The sequence below is a fragment of the Amycolatopsis palatopharyngis genome (genome assembly GCF_003385185.1).
Taxonomy (GTDB): domain Bacteria; phylum Actinomycetota; class Actinomycetes; order Mycobacteriales; family Pseudonocardiaceae; genus Amycolatopsis; species Amycolatopsis palatopharyngis.
In genome coordinates this window covers 116,207-138,700 of the sequence record NZ_PQHZ01000010.1, presented here as the reverse complement: position 1 = coordinate 138,700, position 22,494 = coordinate 116,207, and the positions used below count along the sequence as shown (strand labels likewise).

Here is a 22,494-nt window from a genome sequence, read left to right as displayed (position 1 = left end):
AGGGAGCTCGCCATTTCAATCGAGAAGGCAGCGCTGGTGGTTAACGTGGGTTCGCGCACCGGGCTCAAGGCATGCGATGTGGCTGTCGAGACGTTGCGCGACGTTGGCGTGCCGCTGCACGCTGTGTACAGGCTCAGCGATGCGTCCCGGCTTCCCGAGACGGTGTCCGGTGCGATTGACGCAGGTCACGACCTGGTGGTCCTCGGCGGTGGAGACGGCACCGTGAGTGCCGCGGTGGATGTGCTCGCACACCGCGAGGTCCCGATAGGCCTGCTACCGCTGGGCACGGCCAACGACTTCGCCCGCACCATGCATATCCCGACAGACATCGACGGTGCGTGCCGGACGATCGCCGACGGCCACGTGGTCGACGTCGACCTCGGGCTGTGCGGCGACAACTACTACGTCAACAGGGCATCGGTGGGCATGGGAGCGCACGTCGCACAAGCCATGTCACCGTGGTTGAAGCGGCGCCTCCGCCCGCTCGCCTATCCGACGGCGACGGTGAAAGCGTTGCTGCGGCACCAGCCTTTCCGGGCTCGGCTGACCTTCCCCGACGGGGACCACGAACCGTGCGAGTTCCCGCGACTGATGCAGGTCAGCGTCGCCAACGGGCGCTACTTCGGCGGGGGACAGCAGGCAGTCTCGGATGCGGGTATTGACGACGACGCGCTGGACGTCACTGTCATCCGGCACGGCGGACCACTGCAGATGGCAAGTATCGCGCGGGAAATGCGCTCCGGCAGCGAGGCCGACAGTGCGCACGTCACGCACATCCGGACCAGGCGGGTGGAGGTGCACACCGACGACGAGCTCCCGATCAACATCGACGGTGAAGTGGTCGCGCAGACCCCGCAGGTGTTCGCGCTGGCGCGCAACGCGCTGCACGTCGTCGCGCCCCAGACATGGGTCGACGGCACGGGAATGTGAGTGGCGCCTGCCGTGCTCGTTCCTTAGGACGTGAGCATCTGCTACTGGTGGTTCAGCGCTCAGACGACCCTCCAGTGGGTCGTGAGTGTTGCGGCCGGTTAGAACCGGTCTGTCCACTCACGAGGGAAGCCCCTCGTCGGATGGAGTCCGCCGGTAGCTACTGAGAGAAGTACCAAGGTTGTCGTCACGGCGATGTTCGCCGACCTAGTGGTCCGTTGTTTGAAGTGGTCTGACGGTTGGCTTTGGCGAGGTTCTGGCCGGGGGTTCTGGTCCAGATAAAGGGGTGGCAGCGGTTGTTCCGGAGGTTGATGAAGGCGCGGATCTTGGCGTTGAGGTCGTGCACCGAGCGGAAGCTACCGCGGCGGATGGCCTGACGTTCGATGATGCCGAACCACACCTCGACCAGCTTGAGCCACGACCCGGAAGTCGGGGTGAAGTGCAGCCAGGCGGTGTGAGACCCGCTTCGCCCGCTCCGCTGATGATGATCAGCGCTGTGCCGGTGCAGCCGAAGATCGCCGCGACGACCGCCATCCTTACCAGCTCCTCATCGGGGTGGGAGTGGGTTGGATGTCCAGTGCACCGAGCCCGCCCAACGCACTCGCGACTGCTGACTTGTGCTCCGGCGGCGTAGAGGCCGCTGCGCCGCCAGAACCCTTGCACCGAATCCTGTATACAGGATACATTCGGGCGCTGTCAGCACACTCGACGCCGAACCGAAACGTCCACCACCACAAGGCACATGCCTTCCGGAACAAGGGCGTAGTCGCGCCCGCCCAACACATGGCCCACCGGCAGCAGCCACATAGACCGAGGAGTGGATATGCAATCACCCGAACGGCGTGCCAGAAGAGCGCCTTTCAAGCGCATCCTGATCTGCCTTTCAGTCCTCCTGTTGTTTGTCGGCGCCTGTGCCTCTCCAAACTCGTCCGGCGGGGCGGAGGGCAGCGACTATCCCCAGAAGGCCATCCAGTTGATCGTCCCCTGGTCTGCGGGCGGGGACACGGACGCCATCTTCCGCCTGGTTGGCGAAGGGCTCACGGAAGAACTCGGACAGTCCGTTGTTATCCGCAACGTCGCTGGTGGTGGCGGGTCGGTGGGGGCCCAACAAGCCCTCAATGCAGAGAACGACGGCTACACTTTGCTGGCCGGCCACGACTCCATCGCCATCTCCAACCTTACTGGACAGACCGATTTCGGGTACTTCGACTTCGAACCAGTGGCGCTCATGACGTCCACGTACGACTTCGTAGCTACACCGGCAGACAGTCCATGGAACAGCATGGAAGAGATGATCAAGGACGCCGAGACCAACCCCGGAAAGGTTACCTTCGGTGCTTCCATCGGCTCCACGTCGGAACTGGAACCCGCCCTGATCCAGGCAGCCACCGGTGTGCAGTTCAACATCGTCGGCTACCAGGACACAGCAGCACGGATGCAGGCTCTGGCCGGCAGCCACGTCGATCTCGGCGGAGTATCCGTCGTGGCAGGCAAGGAATACCTCGACGCGGGCAAACTCAAGCTCTTGGGTTACTTCGGTGACGAGCGCTCCGATGCGGTACCGGACGTCCCGACTCTGAAGGAGCAGGGGATTGACGTCTCGACGGCGACCAACCGGGGCGTGTTCGCACCCAAGGGCACCCCGGATGCCATCGTCGAAAAGCTAAGCACGGCCATGGAAAAGGTCGCCAGCAGCGAAGACTTCGCCACGACGCTGCGCAATCTGGGAACAGAAGTCAACTACATGGGCCACAAGGACTACCGCAGCTTCCTGCAGAAGAACACGAAGGAAATGGAGTCTGCGATGAAGAAGGCAGGTATGATTTAGGTTTCTGGGCGATCTCGTCTCATGATCAACGCGAAACGAGACTGTGTCAACGCCCTGGTGGTGCTCACATTCTCGGCAGTCCTGTACTTTTCCATCGACACGATCCCTGATCCAGGTGTGCGGCGGACAGGGGCCGCGTTCTTTCCCAAGATCGTCGTCCCTGTGCTGGCTTTGCTCGGGTTCGTACTCCTCGTCGACAGCGTCCGACGAATTATCACGGAGCCGAGGGAACGGCTAACCCTCGCCCCGAGAGAGCTGTACCGGAAGAACCGCAAGGTCATCTACATCTTCCTCGCGTGCGGCGCGTACGTCCCGGCCCTGTACTACCTCGGCTACCTGGTGTCGACACCTTTCTTCCTCTTGGCCGTGTACTTCCTCTTGGCCAGGCAGAGGACTCGGCGACTGTGGGCGGTCATCCTGGGATACCTCCTGTTCACGGCAGCGCTTTACGTTGTCTTTCAGCAAGTCCTGTACGTCTTCCTCCCACCCGGTCGGCTCTTCTTCTAGAGGTTACATTGTGGATAACCTTCTTATAAGCCTTCAATCGGTCGCCAATGTCGAGACGCTCGCCCTGCTGCTTGCCGGCGTGATTGCTGGGATCATCATTGGGAGTATCCCTGGGTTCACCATTACGATGGGCGTCGCGTTAACCCTCCCATTCAGTTTTGGTATGGATCCGATCAACGGCATCGCACTCATGATCGGCGTCATGGTCGGCGGGAGTTCCGGCGGCTTACTTCCTTCCATCCTCCTGGGCATACCGGGGACACCGTCCGCAATGGCGACAACCTTCGACGGCTACCCCATGGCACGGAAAGGAGAAGCGGGAAAAGCTCTCGCGATAGGACTGCTCGCGTCCGTCGTCGGCTCACTGATATCGGGGATCATCCTGATATTCCTCGCACCAACACTGGCGAGCTTCGCGACCAGCTTCGGCCCCTGGGAACTGTTCTCTCTGATGCTGTTCGGACTGACCGCGATCGCCGGACTCGGTGGAGGATCAGTCCTCAAGGGCCTCATCTCGGGGGGGCTCGGTGTCTCATTCGCGCTGGTGGGGATCGACCTGCTCACGGGGACCCAGCGCTTCACCTTCGGCCTCGTCGAGCTCCAGGGCGGCTTCAACTTCCTTCCAGTCCTGATCGGACTCTTTGCGTTCTCTCAGCTGCTCGGTGACGTCAAGAGGCCACCCCCAGCCAGCGACATGCACCAACGTAACGTCGCCTACCCCATCACCAAGGCCGCCGCAGGTCTCGTTCGATCCGGTGTGAATCTTCTGCGCTCCAGCCTGGTGGGAACGTTCGTCGGGATCTTGCCCGGAGCTGGCGGCAGCATCGCCAACGTGATGAGCTACGACATTGCCAAGAAGTTCTCCCGCACGCCGAGGAAGTACGGCAGCGGCATCCAGGACGGTGTCATCGCGTCCGAAGCGGCCAACAACTCATCCGTAGGGGGCGCTCTGGTACCCACGATGGCTTTCGGCATCCCCGGGGATGCCACGACAGCGATGATACTCGGCGCCCTTTTGATCCACGGCATTCAACCGGGGCCGATGTTCCTCACATCGCAACCGACCCTCGCCTATGGCATCTTCATCACGTTCTTCATCGCAGCCATCTTCATGCTCATCGTCCAGAGCTACGGCATCAGACTGTTCCTCCTGGTGAACCGCGTTCCGCAGCACCATCTCGTCCCGGGAGTCCTGCTTCTCTCCACTGTCGGGAGCTTTGCGATCAACAACCGCATATTCGACGTCATGGTGCTGCTGCTGTTCGGCGTGATCGGATACTGGATGAAGGAGAACGGCTTCTCCCTGGCGCCCTTCATCCTGGGCATCATCCTGGGCCCCATGTTGGAGACCAACCTGCGGCAGGCCGTCACAACCGATAGCAACCTATTGCTGTTCCTCACCCGCCCCATCTCCGGCGTGCTGGTCGCCCTCGCTGCCATCTCGCTGACCTACGGGCTCTATGCCGCGACAAAGTCCTCACGTGATGCGCGGAGAACACCAGTACCGGACAGGACGGAGGAGTGAGACGGGCCGTTCACCACGGCTGGTGCGCATGCGGACATCCAGATCGTGGCCGCGACAAGTGGAGTAAGAGGAGCGATACATGACCTTCACCACCCGGCCGACGCTGCAGGGAACCTTCGGCATGGCCTCGTCAACGCACTGGCTGGCGTCGCAGAGCGCCATGGGTCAGTTGGAGCTGGGCGGGAACGCCTTCGACGGGGCCGTGTGTGCGGGTTTCGTGCTGCACCTCGTCGAGCCTCACCTCAATGGTCCCGGTGGGGAGGTTCCCGCGATCGTCGCTACCGCCGCCGATCCCGCCCCCAGGGTGCTGTGCGGTCAAGGGGTTGCCCCCGCTGCGGCCACGATCGAGCATTTCCGCTCTTTGGGGATCACGCAGATCCCCGCCTCGGGACCTCTCGCCGCCGCCGTGCCTGGTGCGGTCGACGCCTGGCTCCTGCTCCTGCGGGATGAGGGCACAAGGACTCTGGAGGAGGTCCTGGAACCGGCCATCTCCTACGCGCGCCATGGCCACCCTCTGGTGTCCCGAGTGGGGAACACAGTGGCATCGGTCCAGGAGCTCTTCGAACGTGACTGGCCCACGTCTGCGCGGTTGTGGCTCAAGGACGGACGACCGCCAGGCGACAACGAGCTCTTTCGTAACCCTGTCTACGCCGACACCCTGGAGCGTCTCGTCACCGAGAGCAAGGCCGGCGGAGGAAGTCGCGAGGTGCAGATCGACCGCGCGCGCCACGCGTGGCGGGAGGGGTTCGTCGCCGAGGCCGTGGACACCTTCTTCCGCAGGCCCGTGCCCACCGGGGGCGGTGAGCCGCAGGCGGGACTGGTCACCGCCTCGGACATGGCGGCGTGGCAGGCCGGCTGGGAAGAGCCAGCCACACTGGACTGGCAGGGCCACACCATCTCCAAGACCGGCCCGTGGGGCCAGGGACCGGCGTTGTTGCAAGCTCTTGCGACACTGGATGCCGTCGGCGATCCGTCGGCCCTTGACCCTTCGTCGGCGGAGGGCATCCACCACGTCGTCGAGAGCATCAAACTATCGTTCGCCGACCGAGAGGCGTGGTACGGCGACGGTTACGACACCCCCTTGAACACGCTCCTGTCGCCGGAGTACGCAACGGAGAGAGCGGCGCTGATCGGGCACGAGGCGTCCCACGAGATACGCCCCGGAAGCCCGGGCGGCCGCCAACCGCGACTCGCGAAGTACATCACCGATCCCGCAGCGCGAGGCCCGCTGGTCCGGGACGCCACCACCGGAGAGCCCACCGTCCAACGCGAGGGCACCACACGCGGAGACACGTGCCACATCGATGTCGTCGACCGCTGGGGCAACATGATCTCAGCGACGCCCAGCGGGGGGTGGCTGCAAAGCAGTCCCACCATCCCCGAACTCGGGTTCTGCCTCGGCAGCCGAATGCAGATGTTCTGGCTGGAGGAAGGCCTGGCGTCTTCCCTCGCGCCGGGACGGCGACCCCGCACCACGCTGACTCCCACCCTGATTCACCGTGACGGGGTACCGGTCATGGCCTGCGGCTCACCCGGGGGAGACCAGCAGGACCAATGGCAACTGGTCTTCCTCCTGCGCGTCCTGGCGGGCGGACAGTCCCTGCAGGAAGCCATCGACGCTCCGATGTTCCACACCACCAGCTTTCCGGGGTCCTTCTGGCCACGGCTGACGGAGCCGGGAGTGGTCGTGGCCGAGGACCGGGTACCCGTCGAGAGCAGGAAGGCCCTGGGCGCGCGTGGTCACGAACTCGAGGTGCAGGGCCCCTGGAGCCTAGGCCGACTGTGCGCGGTCAGGCGGGACCCTGACACTGGCGCGCTGTGGGCCGGGGCCAACCCTCGCGGAATGCAGGGCTATGCGGTCGGTCGGTAGAAGTGCCGCGCTGGGCGGCGCCGCTCACTTGAAGGAGCGAAGACTCTCCGAAGCGGCCGAACCCGCCATGTTCACGTGTCTCCACGCGGCCGCCTCGGCCTCTTCGGCATTACCGGCAGCGATGGCGTCAACTAACTGGGTGTGCTCTGCCCAGGAGTGGGGGGCGCGATCGGCGGCAGAGATACGGAACACCCATTGCACGTGCAGGTACATAGAGGTGGCGATTGAGGCCAACCACCTGTTTCCGCTGATCTCGATCACTCTCAGGTGCAGCGCACTGTTCAGTTCCGAAACTTGCGCGAAGTCCTCAGCATCGGTGGCTTCGCGGGCACGGGAGAGCAACTCCCGCAGGGAGGCGACATCGTCCGGTGTGGCGCGCTCGGCGGCCAGCCGCGCGGCGAGAGTCTCCAATCGGCCACGCACCATGAACATGTCCCGGACCGAGTCGAGGTCAGGAGTACGCACGATGGCTCCGCGCCGCGGAAGCATCTCGATGAATCCCTCGGCCTCGACCACACGTAGCGCTTCGCGTACCGGATTGCGCGAGACGCCGAAGTCGTCTGCGAGACGCTCCTCCCTGAGCCGCTCCCCTGGCGGGTAGTGGCCGTTGACGATTCGGCTTCTCAACTCGACCATCACTTGATCCCGCAGCGACAGGTGCCGGCCGCCGATCGTCATCTCGCCCTTACCCATATCGTCCGTGCTCCTTCTGGCCCTGGAGCCCAGAACCTTTGCTCCCATCCAAACCGTATACGAAAGACAAGCCATGCCATGGATTGAGGCGGTTCCTGTGCAGGGAGTCATGCAGGAGATAACCGGCGTCCCGCTCGGACGCTGGCTGCTCGCAGCGAGCCCGGTGCTGGTCTTGCTGACCCTGGTTCTGTGGGGCCGGTGGTCGACACTGGTCAACGCCCTGCTCACCGTGGCCGGAGCGTTGGTGGTCGGGATGCTGGTGTTCGACGCCGACATGCAGACCGTCGCCGTCGGGCTGGGCAAGGGCGCCTGGGTAGGAGTCTGGATCCTCTACGTCATCGGGCCCGCCCTCTTGATGCACCACCTGACAGCCAGGATGGGCATGAAGGAGCTCGGGCGAGCTCTGTCATCCCTGCTTCCCACCAGAACGGCCACCGTGCTGCTGCTGGCCTGGGTCCTGCCGTCCTTCATCCAGGGTGTCTCCGGCTTCGGCACGCCAATCGCCGTGGCGGCACCACTGCTGGTGGCGATCGGAGTCCGGCCGGTCCGCGCCGTGGCCCTGTCGCTGATCGGTTATCACTGGGCCGTCGGCTTCGGATCCATGGGTTCCTCCTTCTATATGGGCGCTCTCACCGCCGGACTTGACGCGAACGGTATCGCCGCTTTCGCCACCTCGGGTGCCATCGTGCTGGGGGTCAACTGCATCCTCGCGGGTGTACTCGTCGCGCTCATGCATGACGGGTGGCGCGGGCTGCGGGAGGGCGCCTGGATGCTGGCGGTCACAGGCCCCACCATGGCGATGGCGCAACTGATCGTGGCCCAGCTCGAGCCGGGGATCGCGTCCCTGTGTGCCGGCGCCGCCGGAATCGGCGCCGTGCTGCTGGTGCGCGTGCTGCCCCACCCGAAGACAGCAACTTTGGTGGCACCGGGACTCCCGGACACCGTGCGCTCAGGCGAACAGGAGAAGGTCCAGGAGACCGTGGGAGCCGATCAGACCCGTGCCCGCGCAGGCAACGCCGCAGTGCCGTACGTCCTGCTGGCGGTCATCGCCCTGACGGTGTTCCTCCCTCCCGCTCTGCGCTCGTGGGCCAAGGAGAATCTGCTGATCGGCCCCTCCTTCCCCGCCACGGGCGGTGGTGCGCAGGTGCGCAACGAGGCGGTCTCGACTTATAGCCCGATTGCGGTACTGGGCCACCCCGGAACGTTCCTGCTACTCGCCTGCCTGGCGAGCGTTCTGGTGTGGTGGGCGCGAGGGCGGTGGCGGGCAGGCACTTGGCGACCGGTCTGGCGTGGTGCGTTGCGCCAGACCTGGAAGACCGCACCATCGGTAATCCTCCTGACCTCGCTGGCCGGTGTTCTCGTGGATACCGGCATGGTGCGCACGATGGCCCAAGGGATCGCCGACGTAGCAGGCTCCAGTTACCCGCTTGTGGCGCCCCTGATCGGGGCGATGGGCTCCTTCGTCACCGGCTCGACGACCAGCTCCAACGCGCTGTTCAGCGCATTGCAGGCAGAGGTCGCTCAGCTACTGGACCAGCGACCCACAGACCTGCTCGCCGGTCAGCTTGCCGGCGGCAACATCGGCAACTCGTTGGCCCCGGTCGTCATCCTGTTGGGGTTGAGCGCCGTAGGCGTGGGCAGGGAGGTAGGGCGGGTCCTGCGGCTGACACTGCCGCCAGCAGCCGTGTTGCTGGTATCGGCGGTGACCGTGACACGGGTGCTCGTCGCAATAAATGAGTGATCTCGACGGACTGGAGCCGCCACAAAGTAGACGAGGGAGCTCCATCCCCAGACAAACTGGTGCTCATGTCCGGGAGTGAGAAACCGGTCGTTGAGCTGGCGAAGCGTCTCGGGATCAGCGAATCGTGTCTGCGGAACTGGATGCCCCAAGCTGAGACCGGCGAGCGCGATACTGGCGCGATACTTCGACGAAACCGAGCGCGGAGAAATAGAGCTCTGACCAGTGACATGGCATTGGCGGGCGGCCGGAAGCCCGCTGACATCAACGCACCCATTGCCTGCGCGTTCTCCGCACCGATCACCAGCACGGCCAGCGGAAGTGACACGGCGAGGACAGCCCCGGGGTCAAATATCGAGTGGCGCCCGACGAGTTCGGCACTCAACGCTTCCATGTTGCTGCGACGGAATGCGAATGCCTTCTACGCGTCAATTCCCACCGGGCAACTATCTCGCGTCCCTTACCGCTCGGTCGCGCCGACCGCCATCCTCACCATCGTCCGGTACTTCTCCGCGAGCTCATGAGGCGTCAGTTCCCCGCCAGGTCGGTACCACTGCGAAACACCGGTGCACATCGTCACCACGGCGCGACTGATCTCGCGGGGAAAGGGGGCGGAGAACAGCGTCTGCTCAACACCCGCGTCAATGATGTTGTCCATCAGGCGCTGCTGGCGGTCACGGGCGGCGATGTGTGCTTCCCGCGCGTCACCGAGCAGGCTGCGGATTTCGTTGTAGGCGATGAACGCCAGTTCGCGCCGATGGGCATGGAAGAGCACTAGACATTCGACGAGCAGGTCGAGGCGGCGGCGTGCGTCTTCTCCCGCCTCATCCAGCGCCGCCAAGCTCCGCCTCCAGAGATCGACCATTGCCGTGTCGACGATGGCGACGAGGAGTGCTTGCTTCGAGGGGTAGTGGTGGTACAGCCCTGGGACGGAGAGATTCGCACTGGCCGCGACCGTCCGGATCGTGGTGCCGTGGTAGCCGTGCTCGACGAAGCAGGTGAGGGCGGCGTCGAGGATCGGCGGCATGACGTTCTGCGAGTAGTCGCGCCAGTCAGCGTCAACTCGGCTATGCGTCTCAGTTGCGATGGTGTCCACCCCTTTCTATCGGCGCCCCAGTATGCCCGCCAAGCGGCCACCCCCTTGACAGACCTCGTGCTGTAGTCAACAGTAACGCCTCAACCGATCGAGCGCTCGGTCTGTCGCGTGAAGTGCCGTCGATCTACCAAGAGGGAGTTGTGACGTGGAGCCGAAGTCGTGGACATCCCTGTACCCGCCGGATGTCGACGCCAGGATGCCGGTCCGGCACGCGTCGCTGGTCGATGCCTGGCATGCGCGGGTCGAGCGGAACCCGGACAGCGTCGCGCTGGCTTACTTCGACGGCGAGCTGACCGCGCGACAGCTCGACGAGGAGTCCGACGCGCTCGCGGTCGCTCTGCAGTCCCTTGGCGCCGGCAGGGGTGACCGCGTCGGCATATACCTGCAGAACATTCCGCAGTACGCGATCGTCCTGCTGGCCCTGTGGAAGCTCGGCGCCACCGCCCTGATCCTCAACCCGATGTACCGGCGCCAGGAGCTGCGCCGCCTCGTCGACGACTCCGGGGCCATCGGGCTGGTCTGCGCCGACACCGACGTGGAAGAGCTCACGCAGACCCTCACCGAGGGCACCGTCGGCTGGCTGGTGAGTACCTCGGCGCTGGATTACCAGACCCGCAACGACCCAAGGATCTTCCCCACAACCGAGCGCTCGATGGCAGCCCGGCAGGGCGACCTGGTCGAACTGGTCAACAGGTTCCGCGGCTCTCGCCCGGCGGCGGTCGACCTCACCCGCGACGACGTCGCGCTGCTGGCCTACACCTCCGGCACCACCGGACCGCCGAAGGGTGCGATGAACACCCACGGCAATCTGCTCGCGGTGACCTCCACCTACGGCGCCTGGATCGGGTTGGAGCCGGGAGACGTGGTCTTCGCCATGGCGCCCCTGTTCCACATCACCGGTGTGGTGGTGAACGCCAGCATCGCCCTGCTCGCCGACACGACCCTGGTACTGGCCAATCGGTTCCAGGCGGAGGTGACGCTGGACGCGTTCGCCGAGCACGAGATGACCTTCACCATCGGCTCCATCACCGCATACAACGCCCTCTACGAGCTACCGCACGCGACTCGGGAGCACTTCGCCTCGGCCAAGGCACTCTATTCCGGTGGGGCGCCGATCCCGCCGGCCACCGTCGACCGGTTCGAGGAGCGGTTCGGGGTCTACATCCACAACGGTTACGGCATGACCGAGACCAGCTCGGCGGTGATCGCCGTACCGCCGGGAGTGCGGGCCCCGGTGCACCAGCCCAGCGGGACGCTCTCGATCGGGGTTCCGCTGCCCAACCTGAACGCCCGGGTCGTCGACGCCGGTGGCACCCCACTGCCCCCGGGAGAGCAGGGCGAACTCGAGCTGAGCGGCCCCGCGGTGGTGCCCGGCTACTGGAACAAGCCCGAGGCCACATCCGCCACGATGCCCGGCGGCCGACTCCGTACCGGCGACGGGGCGATCATCGACGAGCAGGGCTGGGTCTACCTGGTCGACCGGCTCAAGGACCAGATCAACGTCTCCGGCTACAAGGTGTGGCCCCGGGAGGTGGAGGACGCGCTCTACGAGCACCCAGCGGTGCACGAGGCCGCGGTGGTCGGCGAACCGGACGACTACCGCGGCGAGAGCGTGGTCGCGTACGTGTCGCTCACGGCCGGAAGCGAGGCGACCGGCGAGGAACTCATCACCTTCACCCGGGAGCGGTTGGCGGCCTACAAGTCGCCAAGAACCGTGCACATCATCCCCGAACTGCCCAAGACCCAGACCGGCAAGATCCGCCGCAACGTGCTGCGGGAAAGCGCCGCCGCCGATGCCGGCCGCTGAATCCGCGCGCAAACAGATCCGGCAAGCAGCAAGCTGCATGAAAGGCACCGTGTGAATCAGCATGTCCAGAACCGGCTCGAGGGCCGGATCGCGATCGTGACCGGAGCCAGCCGTGGGATCGGGCTGGCCATCGCGCAGCGTCTCGTGCGCGAGGGCGCCCGGGTCTGCATCACCGCCCGTAACGCCGAACCGCTGGCCGAGGCCGCGGCCACCATGCCCGAGGGCAGCGTCGTCACCATGCCCGGCAAGGCCGACGACGCCGGGCATCGGCAGGAAGTGTTCGACCGAGTCGTCGAGGAGTTCGGCGGACTCGACATCCTGGTCAACAACGCCGGCATCAACCCGGCATACGGGCCGCTGATCGACCTCGACCTCGCCGCCGCCCGCAAGATCCTGGAGGTCAACGTACTGACCTCCCTGGCCTGGGTGCAGGAGGCGGTACGACGTCCCGGGACCGGCTTCGCCGACCGCGGCAGCGTGGTGAACCTGTCCTCGGTCACCGGCGAGACACCTGCCCCAGGCATCGGCATGTACGGCGTCAGCAAGGCCGCCCTCGCGCACCTGACTCGCACCCTCGCCGCCGAGCTCGGCCCGAACATCAGGGTCAACGCCGTCGCCCCTGCCGTGGTGAAGACGCAGTTCGCCAAGGCGCTCTACGAGGGCAAGGAGGCCGAGACGGCCGCGATGTACCCGATGAAAAGGCTGGGCCAGCCCGACGACGTCGCGGCAGCGGTCACCTACCTCGCCTCCGATGACGCGGCCTGGGTGACCGGTCACGTCATCACTGTCGACGGCGGGCTGCAGACCGTCGGCGGCACCGCCTGATCGAGAGGAAACACACCACATGAATCCGGACCGCCTGCCACCCGAGGTGGCGGACCTACGACTGCGCACCCGTCGGTTCATCCGTGACACCGTGATGGCCCACGAGCCGGCGCCCGGGCAGCAGCTGCCCCAGGCGACCCGCGAGAAGCTCCAGGCCGCGGCCAAGGAGGCCAAGGTCTTCGCCCCGCACGTCCCCCGCGAGTACGGCGGGCAGGGGCTCCCGATCGAGCACTGGTCACCGGTGTTCCAGGAGGCCGGATACTCCCCCATCGGCCCGAGCGTGCTCAACTGTATGGCCCCCGACGAGGGCAACATGCACATGCTCAACCTCGTCGCCACCGAGGAGCAGAAGCGCCGCTACCTCGCCCCGCTGGCGGCAGGCGAGGCACGCTCCTGCTTCGGGATGACCGAGCCGCACCCCGGCGCCGGCTCCGATCCGGCCGCGCTGCAGACCACCGCCACCCGTCGGAGCGGCCGCTGGATCATCGATGGGCACAAGCGCTTCACCAGCGGTGCGGTCGGCGCCGCCTTCTGCATCGTCATGGCACATACCGAAGCCGACGGTGACGCACCGGCCGGCGCCACGATGTTCTTGGTAGACATGGAAAGCCCCGGAGTCCGGCTCGGCGAGCCGATTCACACCATGGACCGCTCCATCGCCGGCGGCCACCCGCACCTGTACTTCGAGGGCTGCGAGGTCGACGACGACGCGGTGCTCGGTGAGGTGGGGCAGGGCTTCCGGTACGCCCAGGTCCGCCTCGGCCCGGCCCGGCTCACGCACTGCATGCGGTGGCTGGGGCTGGCACGCCGGTCCCTCGACATCGCGCTGGACCGCGCGCAGGAGCGCGAGCTGTTCGGCGCCCCGATGAAGGACCTTGGCCTGGCACAGCACCTGATCGCCGAGTCCGTGATCGACATCGAGACCTCCGACGCGATCATCAGTAAGACCGCGCAGCTGCTGGAAACCGACCCCAGGTCCGGTTCGGCCATGTCGTCGGTGGCGAAGGTGCACTGCTCCGACGCCATCCATCGGGTGATCGACCGCGCAGTCCAGATCTGTGGCGGCGACGGCGTGTCGGACGGCCTGCCGCTGGCCCAATACCTCAACGAGGTACGCCCGTTCCGCATCTACGACGGTCCGAATGAGACGCACAAGTGGGCGATCGCGCGCCGTGCCTCCACGGCTCGCCGGAGGGCCGTCGAGGGCGGCGAGCCTCGTCAGGGCCACGCCGTGGTGCGGGACGGGATCGCACACTGATGCTGAGCATTCCGGACGGCGTCGAGGTCGTCGCGACCGCCGCCGACGCAGCTGCACTGCCGAACCCCCCGCTGCTGGTGCTGGACCGCGTCACCACGTTCCTCGACACCCACGGCATCGGCCACGGACCCCTGGCGTGGGAACGGATCGGCGACGGCCAGTCGAACATCACCTACCGGCTCAGCCGCGGGAAGGAGGAGGTCGTACTCCGGCGCGGGCCCCGGCCCCCGTTGCCACGCTCCACCCACGACATGGTTCGTGAGGCACGCATCCAGCAACTGCTCCACCCTGCCGGCGTGCCGGTCCCCCGCGTCCTCGCGGTGTGCGCCGACGAGTCGGTCCTCGGCGTGCCGTTCTACCTGATGGAGAATCTCGACGGCATCGTCATCACCGACACCGTCCCGACACGACTGGACTCCACAGCCGACCGAGCCGCCACCGGCCACGCCCTGGTCGACACCCTGGTGCGGCTGCACAGCATCGACGTACGCCACGGCGAGCTCGCCGCGTTCGGCCGCCCGGACGGCTATGTGGCACGGCAGGTGGAGCGCTTCGCCGGGCTGTGGCAGGTCAACACGACCCGGGTCCTACCCGAGGTCGGCGCGCTGGCCACTTGGCTCGGCGACAACGTACCGGCCAGCCAGGCCGCCACCGTGGTGCACGGGGACTACCGGCTGGGCAACCTGATGTACCACCGGACCTCCCCCGCCCGGGTCCTTGCGGTGCTCGACTGGGAGATGGCCACCCTCGGTGACCCGCTCGCCGACCTCGGCTACCTGACCGCCACCTACGCCGAACCAGGCGCCTTCCCCACCCCGCTCGAGCTCACCTCGGTCACCAGGGAGCCCGGCTACCCGTCCAGACAGGAGCTGGCCGAGCGGTACGCCGCGAGGACGGGACTCGACCTCACCCCACTGCCGTGGTACCAGGCGCTGGCGCTGTGGAAGGCAGCGATCTTCTGCGAGGCCATCTACACCCGATGGCTGAAGGGGGAGCGTCCGCACGACCACCACTTCGGCCCTTCCCTGGAGGCCGGTGTGCCACGGCTGCTGGAGTCCGCCCTCGAGTACGCCGGCATCGCAGTGGCGAGCGCGCGCCGCTGATCCCGCCCCTCGCCCAGGCCGAGCGGTCCCACGAACAACCCACGACCACCACCTCGTCCCTGTCGCACACCATAAGGAGAGACCTCAGTGGGCAACGACGAAGCCACCCTCACCCCGCAACCGGCGCTGGCCGGCACGGGGCCCCAGACCCAGCGTTCGAAGCGGAAGTCACTGCTGGCGAGCACCGTCGGCAACGTCATGGAGTGGTACGAGTGGAGCGCCTACGCCGTCTTCGCTCCCTTCATCGCCGCCGCGATGTTCAACTCCGGCGACCCCGTCTCAGCGCTGCTGTCGACCCTGGCTGTCTTCGCGGTCGGGTTCCTCATGCGCCCGCTCGGCGGCATCGTCTTCGGGCGGATCGCCGACCGGCGTGGTCGCAAGTTCGTTCTGGTGACCACCATGCTCACCATGGCGGCCGGTAGCCTGGTCATCGGCCTCATGCCGACGTATGCCTCCATCGGCGCGTGGGCGTCGCTGATCCTGCTGCTCTGCCGCGTCGCCCAGGGCTTCGCCCACGGCGGCGAGTCGGCGACGGCCAACACCTACGTCGCCGAGATCGCGCCCAACGACCGCCGGGGCATGTGGGGCAGCATTGTCTTCGTCGCCATCTTCGGCGGCTCGGTCATCGCCTACACAGTCGGCGGCGCGGTCACCTCAGTCCTCTCCGAGAGTGCCGTCGCCCAGTGGGGCTGGCGGATCCCCTTTCTTCTCGGCGCGCTCCTGGCGGTCGCCGCGCTCTACCTCCGCCGCAACATGGACGAGAGCGAGGTCTTCGAGCAGCATGACTCCGCGACGGACAGCGCTCCCATGCCCCGCGCGAAGATCGTCCGCGGCATCGTCCTGGTGGTCGCGATGACCTCCGGCATCACCGCCGCGCACTACACCTGGACCTCCTACGTCTCCACGTACGCGATCACCGAGCAGGGCATGGAGGCCGGCGCGGCGTACTGGGCCACCGTCGCCGCGCAGATCATCGCCCTGGCCACGCTCCCCTTCTGGGGCCGGCTGTCCGACCAGGTCGGGCGGCGTCCACTGATGATCGGCTTCGCCGTCGCCATGACGATCCTGCAGATCCCGCTACTGGGCCTCATCGGTTCCTCCGGCTGGACGCTGCTGCTCGCCTCCGCGATCGCTCTCATGATCGTCGCCATCCCCGGGGCGCTGCTGTCGGCCACCATGTCGGAGAACTTCCCGACCCGGGTCAGGACCCAGGCCATCGGCTTCGCCTACTCGATCTCCGTGGCCGTCTTCGGCGGCACCGCGCCCTACCTCAACCAGCTCCTCATCGGAGTGGGAGTGGGTTGGATGTCCAGTGTCTACATCATGCTGCTGTGTGTCTGCACCGGCGTCGCGGTCTACCTGATGCCCGAGACCAAGGGGATCGACCTCAAGGACGCATAAGGCTCGCTCACACCCTCACCGCCATCCCGGCACTCCGTTCGAGGAGCGCCGGGATGGCGAGCGTTCGGCCGGTACCGCGGCTACGACGGCCGCACACGCCGCGTGGAGCGCTGCGGCTCCACCGAAACGAAGGCGATCCATAGCCTCCGGATGTGCTCACAACGCGCCAGCGCCGCCACCGCGACGATTCTCGAGCCGACGAGAAACGCAGGATCTGCACGTCTGTCCGAACTGGACGACAGGTGACTCAGCCGGCGACCCGGAAGTAGCGCCGTGGCAGTGCGGTGACCGTGTACTCGCCGACCGGGAACAGCTGCGGGTGGCCATCGATGGTCCCGCGCGTCGGCTCCTCGAGCCGCACGGTGAGCGAAGTGTCCACTGTGCGCAGTGTCTTGCGATCACATCCGGCGATCCTCTCGACCAGCACACCGGTCACGGCGGGCTCCACGGCGATCGCGGCTGTCGTCGCCGTTGGATCACGTTCACGGTGGTATCTGCTCGGACCGGAAAGTTCGAAGCGGGACGCAATCGTGTCGTACTGGCCTTCCGATGTCGTCACGGCCAGCGCGGGCCGGGGCTGCCAATCAGCACCGCGCATGCCCTGCGATGCGGCCGCGGGGTCCAGGACCGGTCGTACCGCCACGACCAGGCCGATATCGTCGGTCACGGGAATGCGGCCGAAAGCGGGAATGGTGGGCAGGTCCAACACCGACCAGCCATGCCTGACTGCTGCCGCACGTACCGCATCGCGCAATGCCCGGCTGTCACGATCGAATCCTCGGACCACCGCGATTCGCCCCGGGCCGTCGTCTGGCGACCAGCGATCAGTCCATGGGATGGGCGTCACACCGGGGCAGGTCCGGTAACTCGTTCAGCACATCAGCCATCGACTCGAACTCGCGCGGAGGAAGGCGGTTCACGGCGGCGAACACGACGGGGCGGGCGTGGCTGCGTATCGCCGCGTCGAGCAGATCCACCACTGTGGGACGATCGGAGACAAACGCGTTCTCGATGTGATCGCTGAGTTCTCGCGCCGTCAGGGGCGCGAATCCGGAGTCCCAGTTCACCCGCACTACTCTACCTTAACGTGAGAGTAGAGTAGGCCAGTGTTCAGCCTACTCGCGCCGACCGGGCGGGCTCGTGCACCAGGCGCTCCCGCAGCATTTCAGCGAATTCTTCCGCAGTTTCCAGTTTCGCGCGCAATTCGGCGCAGCGCTCTTCCGCGGTGCCGGCGAAGCTCCGCAACTGTTCCAGCTGATCCTTACGCAGTTTGCGGGGCTGCGCGGTGCGGCTGGTGGCGGGCTGCAGGAGCGCGAGCAGGTCGCGCATTTCGTCGAGCTGGAAACCCAGTGGCTTCATCTGCCGGGCGAGTTTCAACCGCGCTACGTCTGGTTCGGTGTAAAGGCGGAATCCGCCTTGGCTGCGCGCACTCGGCGTGACCAGTCCGACTTCTTCGTAATAGCGGATCGTGCGCAAGGACAGGCCGGTGTGCTCGGCCACCGCACCGATCTGCATATGCTTGGCCACGCGACCATCCTCGCTCTCTCGGCGCCAATTCCCTCAAGGTACCGGTTGCTCAAGTCGAAGACGGTCGACACACGCGCCAGGAGGTGCACGCGACCCCATCCCGCCGGAACCAGTCCGGCGTGTCCGAGCCAAAGACACCGATCCTGAGACAGTCCCGACCACGACGGCGGAATGACGAGCGTGGGGACGGGTGTTGGAAGTGGATATGAGGATAGATATTTGGTCGGACATAGTGTGCCCGTGGTGCGCCATCGGGAAAGCACAGCTGGATGCCGCACTCGCCCAGTTCGAACACGCCGACGAGATCGAGTTGGTGTGGCGCAGCTTCGAACTCGATCCGGGCGCGCCCGCGGTCCGCGACGGTGACTACGCAGCCATGCTGGCCCGAAAGTACGGCACGTCAGCGGCCGGTGGTGAGGCGATGGTCCAGCGTATGACCGCGACCGCTGCTGAAGCCGGCGTCGAGTTCCATCTCGACCGTGCCCGTCCCGGCAACTCCTTCGATGCTCACCGGCTGGTGCATCTCGCCGCCGACCGTGACCTGCAGCTGGTGGTCAAGCAGCGTTTCCTCCAGGCATACCTGTCCGAGGGGGAAGCCATCGGCGAACATGAGACGCTCACACGTTTAGCTACTCAAGCCGGTCTGGATCCGGATGAAGTGCGCGACGTGCTGGCGTCGGACGCCTACGCCGACGCGGTGCGCGCCGACGAGAGCGAAGCACTCCGGCTGCAGATCAGCGGAGTGCCGCTGTTCCTCGTCGACGGCCGGCTCGCCATCCCCGGCGCCCAACCACCTGAGGTCATTCTGCAGACCTTGCACCGCGCCTGGAGGGAACGGCCGGTGCTGGCGGTCAACAGCGAGATCGGTGACGCGCCGAGCTGCGGCCCACAGGGGTGCAGCACCTGATCTGCCCTCGCCGAGGCGTACGGCACCGAGGTGGCCTGGCAAGCACCGGCTGGTAGACGCCGGTCACTGTTGGGCCGAACCTCAGAGCGGCGGGGTCAAGACGTGGGCACAACGCGCCGGTCAGGCCTGCGGGGTCTGCGGGGCCTTCGCGGCCTGCAGCGTCCCCGGCTGCAGCCGGTCGGCTCCCCAACTGCGTTCGATGTGGCCGATGATCCGCGCGACGTCCTCGGCCGGCACCTTCTCCGGCTCCCCGCGCTCGAGCGGGTCGACGTGGAAGATGTAGAGCCGCGAGGCGAACTGGTCGAACGGCAGCGAGGCCTCGCCGAACCGCTCGCCGTTTCCCGCGGTGGAGACCACGACACCGTCGCCCCAGTCCTGGCCGCTGTCGTTGTTCGGGTTGTAGAAGTACACCCGCATCTCGTCCTGTGGGTCCGGCACGACCCGCAGGATCGTGATCGCGTGCCAGCCGACATACCGGGCGGCGCTGTCGGTGACGGCGACGCCCGCAGGCTGCGGGTGGACCAGCGGTTGCCCGCCGTTGTAGGACGGGTGGTAGCTCGCGTGGAACTGCCGCAGGAACTCGTCCAGGTCGATCAGGTTCCCGGTCTCGACGTCAACGTTGATCCGGAACCCACGGGCCGCCCACCAGCCGTGGAACTCGGGGTTGACCCACCTGTGTGGGTCGCCGGGCCGGCCTGCGCAGCGCCGCCCCATCTCGGCGTAGATCCGGTCCAGGTGGGGCACCACGAGCAACGACACAGGGTCCAGATCCATCGGAAGCGTGGTCGCGACCCCGGTCCCGCTGTCCTTCGACGAGATCGGCTGACCCTCGAAGTGCATGATGATCTCGTCGTCGCGGGCTGCCCAGACCACCATCTGCAGCAGGTAGTCCGGGTCGTTGTAGGCCCACATCGACAGTGCGCGGGCCGACTGGCAGGTCGGGTTGTCGCCCTGCCCGACCCCGAGCGGCTGGCCCAGCATCGACAGCACGCCCGCGATCAGCCGGGCCTCCGGCGTCGGCTGGTCGCCGAACACCGTCGTGAGCCGCTCCCTGGCAGCCGGAGCGAGGTGCAGAGCCAGCTGCCGCCACAGCGCGGGCACTACCGGCGGCTCGTAGAGGATGCCGCGGTCGAGTAGCAGCGCCAGCCCGTAGATGCACTGCGCGGTCTCCGGGTGCACGGCCTCCTCGATCAGCCGGTGCACCAGGTTGCGGTAGCGCAGCAGGCAGTTCCGGCCGGTGTCAGACAACCCGAGCGCCTCGCCGACGAGATAGTCGCTCTCGTGCAGCAGGAACCGCAGCAACTCGGCGTGGTACGGCGACACCAGACCGGTGTCGTGCATGGCCCTGGCGAACCCGGTGGCCTCGTACTGCAGGCCGCCGGTGTCCATCGCCTCCAGCCGGGAGCGGAAGACGTCGACTCCCGGGTCCTCCCGGCACGCCTCGGTGGTACCGAACAGGCTGGTGATGAGCCGGTCGATGCCCTGCCCGGACATCGCGCTCAGGTCAATGTCCGGATCGTCGCGATAGGTCGCGATGCGGATGATCAGCGACTGCACCTGGTCGACCTGGATCGGGCGCTGACGCAGGATCCGCCAGATCTCATCGACCAGCTTGTCCAGCACGCTGTCGTAGCCGATCTCGTCGGCAAGGTACCGGAACAGGTCCCGGATCAGCTGCGCGGTCCGGCCCTGCTGAGTCCGCTCCGCCTCGTCGGGCGGGGTGAACAGCAACTCCAGGTTCATCGCCAGTACCTGGGACAGGAACTGGCGAGCGTCCTCGGCGGAGAGTGTCGGGTGCGGGAAGTCGCCACGGGCGACGGCGAGCATCCGCAGCTCGCTGGTCGTCTCCATCACCACCGTGTCCACGTCTTTGCTGCGCAAACCGGGACCGACCAGCGACGGGACGAGGATCTCCGGGGAGGCCCAGTCCGTCTCCTGGAACAGGCCGGCTTCCTCCAGCGCCTGTGCCCGCGTCTGGACCACCGCGGCACCGCCCGGCTGCTGCAGCACCCGCCGCAGTGCCTCCAGCACCCGCCGCAGCTTCGTGTGCTTGCCGAAGTCCCGGGTCTCGGCCATGGCCTGGATGGCGTCGTCGAGCGAGGCAGTGCGCTTGTCCAGCGTCGTGGCCTCGCCCGTGACGTCGGCGTGCGGTTTCACAGGTTTCCTTCGGGTAGGTCTCCAACGTCCACGGCGTCGTCAGACGTAGAAGTCGAGCTCTTCCTGCTTCTTCAGCAGATCGCGCATTCGGTAGGGATCTTCGCCGAAGAAGTACAGCAGACCCCAGTGATTGCCGAACGCGGTCCTCTTGGTAACTGTCTCCTCCAGCGGCGTCGACAGGTCGTGTGACTCATAGTAGTCATCGTCCTCGGTCTCTTCCGGGATCCGCAGCTCGTTGACGACCCGGCGGCGCGGGTAGACACCGAAGCAGCCCGCGACCCCGGTCGCGTCGACGAGCTCGTTCGGGAAGAAGGCGTCGATCTCCTCCTCGGTCGTCTTCGGGTCGAAGGCCAGTACGAGCGCCTGGTAGGCGTTGAACCCGTAGGCCCGCTCGAGCAGTTCGAAGACCTTGAAGCCCGGCGGACGATACGCGACCTCACCGAAGTACATCTCGCCGTCACTGGTGACGAAGTACTCCGGGTGCACGAAGCCGAACTCGATGTCGAACGTCTTGATGAGCTTCTCGATCTGTGCCCTGATCTGCGGCCGGTACTGCTCCAGTTCCGGGGTCGCCGGAACGAACACCGAGTATCCGAGCTTGACGTACTCGGAGATGTTCAGAAACTTGATCTTCCCTTGGTAGATCCATGCCTCGACGGCGAACTCCCAGCCGTCGAGGTGCGATTCCATGAGGACAGGGAACTCCTCCTCCGGAATCGTGTCGATCTCGTCGGGGGTGCTGATGACGCGGTGCCCGAGACACCCGGCCTTGTCGAACGCCTTGAGGTGGATCGGGTCGTTCGGGTCGCCGTCAAGCTTGAGCAGGGTCTGGTTGACGCGCTTGAGGAAGCGGATCACGTCGTCCCGGTCGTGGGCCTCCTCGAAGATCCCGACCCGGATGCCGCCGAGCTGTGCGCGCCGCTTCATCAGCGCCTTGTCCCTGAGCAACATGGCCTGGCCGAACAGACGCGGGTTGTCCAGCAGGACGGAGTTGATCGCCCCTGCCCACTCAACCGTCTCCTCGAACAGCGGGATCGCGACGTTGACGCCCTCCTGCCTGAGGGTCTCGGCGATCTCCATCGAGCGGTCGTTGAGCCGCTCGAAGTTCCAGGGCAGGTAGGGGATGCCGTGTTCGGTGCAGTACTTCTCAGCCCAGTCCGGCGCCACGACGACATAACGCCGGTCGAACCGGTCGAGAGCCTCCACCGCGTTGAGACTCCAACCGAGTAGCGCTACGTAACCCTTGTCCGCATCCTTCGTGGCCGATTCAGGCTGTGGCATGGACCGCTCCTCCGTTTCGGCGTATTTACTTGTAGGGGCGTGGC

19 protein-coding genes and 1 pseudogene are annotated in these 22,494 nt (G+C 66.2%); 12 read left to right on the top strand and 8 right to left on the bottom strand.

The features are described 5' to 3' along the window. Positions 1-36 precede the first annotated feature (36 nt). Positions 37-930, top strand: a complete 894-nt coding sequence (locus D0C15_RS10540; protein ID WP_281270686.1) for a diacylglycerol/lipid kinase family protein — start codon at positions 37-39, stop codon at positions 928-930. Between the two features lie 184 nt (positions 931-1,114). On the opposite strand, the pseudogene D0C15_RS10535 reads toward D0C15_RS10540, so the two are convergent. Further along, a pseudogene (locus D0C15_RS10535) lies at positions 1,115-1,372 on the bottom strand (IS630 family transposase); the annotation flags it as partial. Between the two features lie 378 nt (positions 1,373-1,750). On the opposite strand from D0C15_RS10535, the gene D0C15_RS10530 reads away from it, so the two are divergent. The 4 genes from D0C15_RS10530 to D0C15_RS10515 all read left to right on the top strand — a co-directional run bounded on the left by D0C15_RS10530 (position 1,751) and on the right by D0C15_RS10515 (position 6,657). Then, entirely contained in the window at positions 1,751-2,755 is a 1,005-nt protein-coding gene (locus D0C15_RS10530; protein WP_116043486.1) for a tripartite tricarboxylate transporter substrate binding protein, read from the top strand. 21 nt (positions 2,756-2,776) lie between these two features. Further along, positions 2,777-3,262: a tripartite tricarboxylate transporter TctB family protein gene (locus D0C15_RS10525; protein ID WP_116043483.1), complete on the top strand. Its 486-nt coding sequence runs from the start codon at positions 2,777-2,779 to the stop codon at positions 3,260-3,262. 10 nt (positions 3,263-3,272) lie between these two features. Then, positions 3,273-4,787, top strand: coding sequence for a tripartite tricarboxylate transporter permease (locus D0C15_RS10520; protein ID WP_116043480.1), 1,515 nt, complete (start codon positions 3,273-3,275; stop codon positions 4,785-4,787). A 79-nt stretch (positions 4,788-4,866) separates the two neighbouring features. Next, positions 4,867-6,657: a gamma-glutamyltransferase family protein gene (locus D0C15_RS10515; protein ID WP_116043477.1), complete on the top strand. Its 1,791-nt coding sequence runs from the start codon at positions 4,867-4,869 to the stop codon at positions 6,655-6,657. A gap of 24 nt (positions 6,658-6,681) precedes the next feature. On the opposite strand, the gene D0C15_RS34035 is transcribed toward D0C15_RS10515, so the two are convergent. After that, on the bottom strand, positions 6,682-7,398 hold the full coding sequence (locus D0C15_RS34035; RefSeq protein WP_162829993.1) for a GntR family transcriptional regulator: 717 nt from the start codon (positions 7,396-7,398) through the stop codon (positions 6,682-6,684). 61 nt (positions 7,399-7,459) lie between these two features. Between D0C15_RS34035 and D0C15_RS10500 the strand changes: the two genes are divergently transcribed. Further along, a complete protein-coding gene (locus tag D0C15_RS10500; RefSeq protein WP_162829992.1) occupies positions 7,460-9,091 on the top strand; it encodes an L-lactate permease in 1,632 nt (543 codons plus the stop codon). Positions 9,092-9,548: 457 nt separating this feature from the next. Here D0C15_RS10500 and D0C15_RS10490 read toward each other — a convergent pair whose 3' ends face one another. Further along, complete coding sequence (locus D0C15_RS10490; protein WP_211323146.1) at positions 9,549-10,184, bottom strand: TetR/AcrR family transcriptional regulator; 636 nt, start codon at positions 10,182-10,184, stop codon at positions 9,549-9,551. Positions 10,185-10,329: 145 nt separating this feature from the next. Between D0C15_RS10490 and D0C15_RS10485 the strand changes: the two genes are divergently transcribed. From D0C15_RS10485 to D0C15_RS10465, 5 genes are all read left to right on the top strand, one after another. Then, positions 10,330-11,991: a class I adenylate-forming enzyme family protein gene (locus D0C15_RS10485; RefSeq protein WP_245975691.1), complete on the top strand. Its 1,662-nt coding sequence runs from the start codon at positions 10,330-10,332 to the stop codon at positions 11,989-11,991. Positions 11,992-12,042: 51 nt separating this feature from the next. Next, positions 12,043-12,816, top strand: a complete 774-nt coding sequence (locus D0C15_RS10480; RefSeq protein WP_116043469.1) for an SDR family oxidoreductase — start codon at positions 12,043-12,045, stop codon at positions 12,814-12,816. A 19-nt stretch (positions 12,817-12,835) separates the two neighbouring features. After that, positions 12,836-14,074, top strand: coding sequence for an acyl-CoA dehydrogenase family protein (locus D0C15_RS10475; RefSeq protein WP_116043466.1), 1,239 nt, complete (start codon positions 12,836-12,838; stop codon positions 14,072-14,074). Continuing rightward, positions 14,074-15,177, top strand: coding sequence for a phosphotransferase family protein (locus D0C15_RS10470; protein ID WP_170161330.1), 1,104 nt, complete (start codon positions 14,074-14,076; stop codon positions 15,175-15,177). The genes D0C15_RS10475 and D0C15_RS10470 overlap by 1 nt, the downstream gene beginning before the upstream one ends. 87 nt (positions 15,178-15,264) lie before the next feature. Further along, positions 15,265-16,578 (top strand): MFS transporter, encoded by a 1,314-nt coding sequence (locus D0C15_RS10465; protein WP_211323145.1) that lies wholly within the window; start codon positions 15,265-15,267, stop codon positions 16,576-16,578. Between the two features lie 247 nt (positions 16,579-16,825). On the opposite strand, the gene D0C15_RS10460 is transcribed toward D0C15_RS10465, so the two are convergent. The 3 genes from D0C15_RS10460 to D0C15_RS10450 are packed head-to-tail and all read right to left on the bottom strand — an operon-like array spanning position 16,826 to position 18,105. Then, positions 16,826-17,365 (bottom strand): hypothetical protein, encoded by a 540-nt coding sequence (locus D0C15_RS10460; protein WP_116043463.1) that lies wholly within the window; start codon positions 17,363-17,365, stop codon positions 16,826-16,828. Positions 17,366-17,402: 37 nt separating this feature from the next. Beyond that, a complete protein-coding gene (locus D0C15_RS10455; RefSeq protein WP_162829991.1) occupies positions 17,403-17,645 on the bottom strand; it encodes a DUF2795 domain-containing protein in 243 nt (80 codons plus the stop codon). 43 nt (positions 17,646-17,688) lie between these two features. Beyond that, positions 17,689-18,105, bottom strand: coding sequence for a MerR family transcriptional regulator (locus tag D0C15_RS10450; protein WP_425455378.1), 417 nt, complete (start codon positions 18,103-18,105; stop codon positions 17,689-17,691). Positions 18,106-18,310: 205 nt separating this feature from the next. Here D0C15_RS10450 and D0C15_RS10445 point away from each other — a divergent pair, with 205 nt between their 5' ends. After that, the gene (locus D0C15_RS10445; RefSeq protein ID WP_116043458.1) at positions 18,311-19,012 is read left to right on the top strand and encodes a DsbA family oxidoreductase; all 702 of its coding nucleotides are present in this window, start codon (positions 18,311-18,313) and stop codon (positions 19,010-19,012) included. A 120-nt stretch (positions 19,013-19,132) separates the two neighbouring features. Here D0C15_RS10445 and D0C15_RS10440 read toward each other — a convergent pair whose 3' ends face one another. Next, positions 19,133-21,169, bottom strand: a complete 2,037-nt coding sequence (locus D0C15_RS10440) for a hypothetical protein (RefSeq protein ID WP_116043455.1) — start codon at positions 21,167-21,169, stop codon at positions 19,133-19,135. A gap of 39 nt (positions 21,170-21,208) precedes the next feature. Beyond that, on the bottom strand, positions 21,209-22,450 hold the full coding sequence (locus D0C15_RS10435; RefSeq protein ID WP_116043453.1) for an ATP-grasp domain-containing protein: 1,242 nt from the start codon (positions 22,448-22,450) through the stop codon (positions 21,209-21,211). Positions 22,451-22,494: the final 44 nt, after the last annotated feature.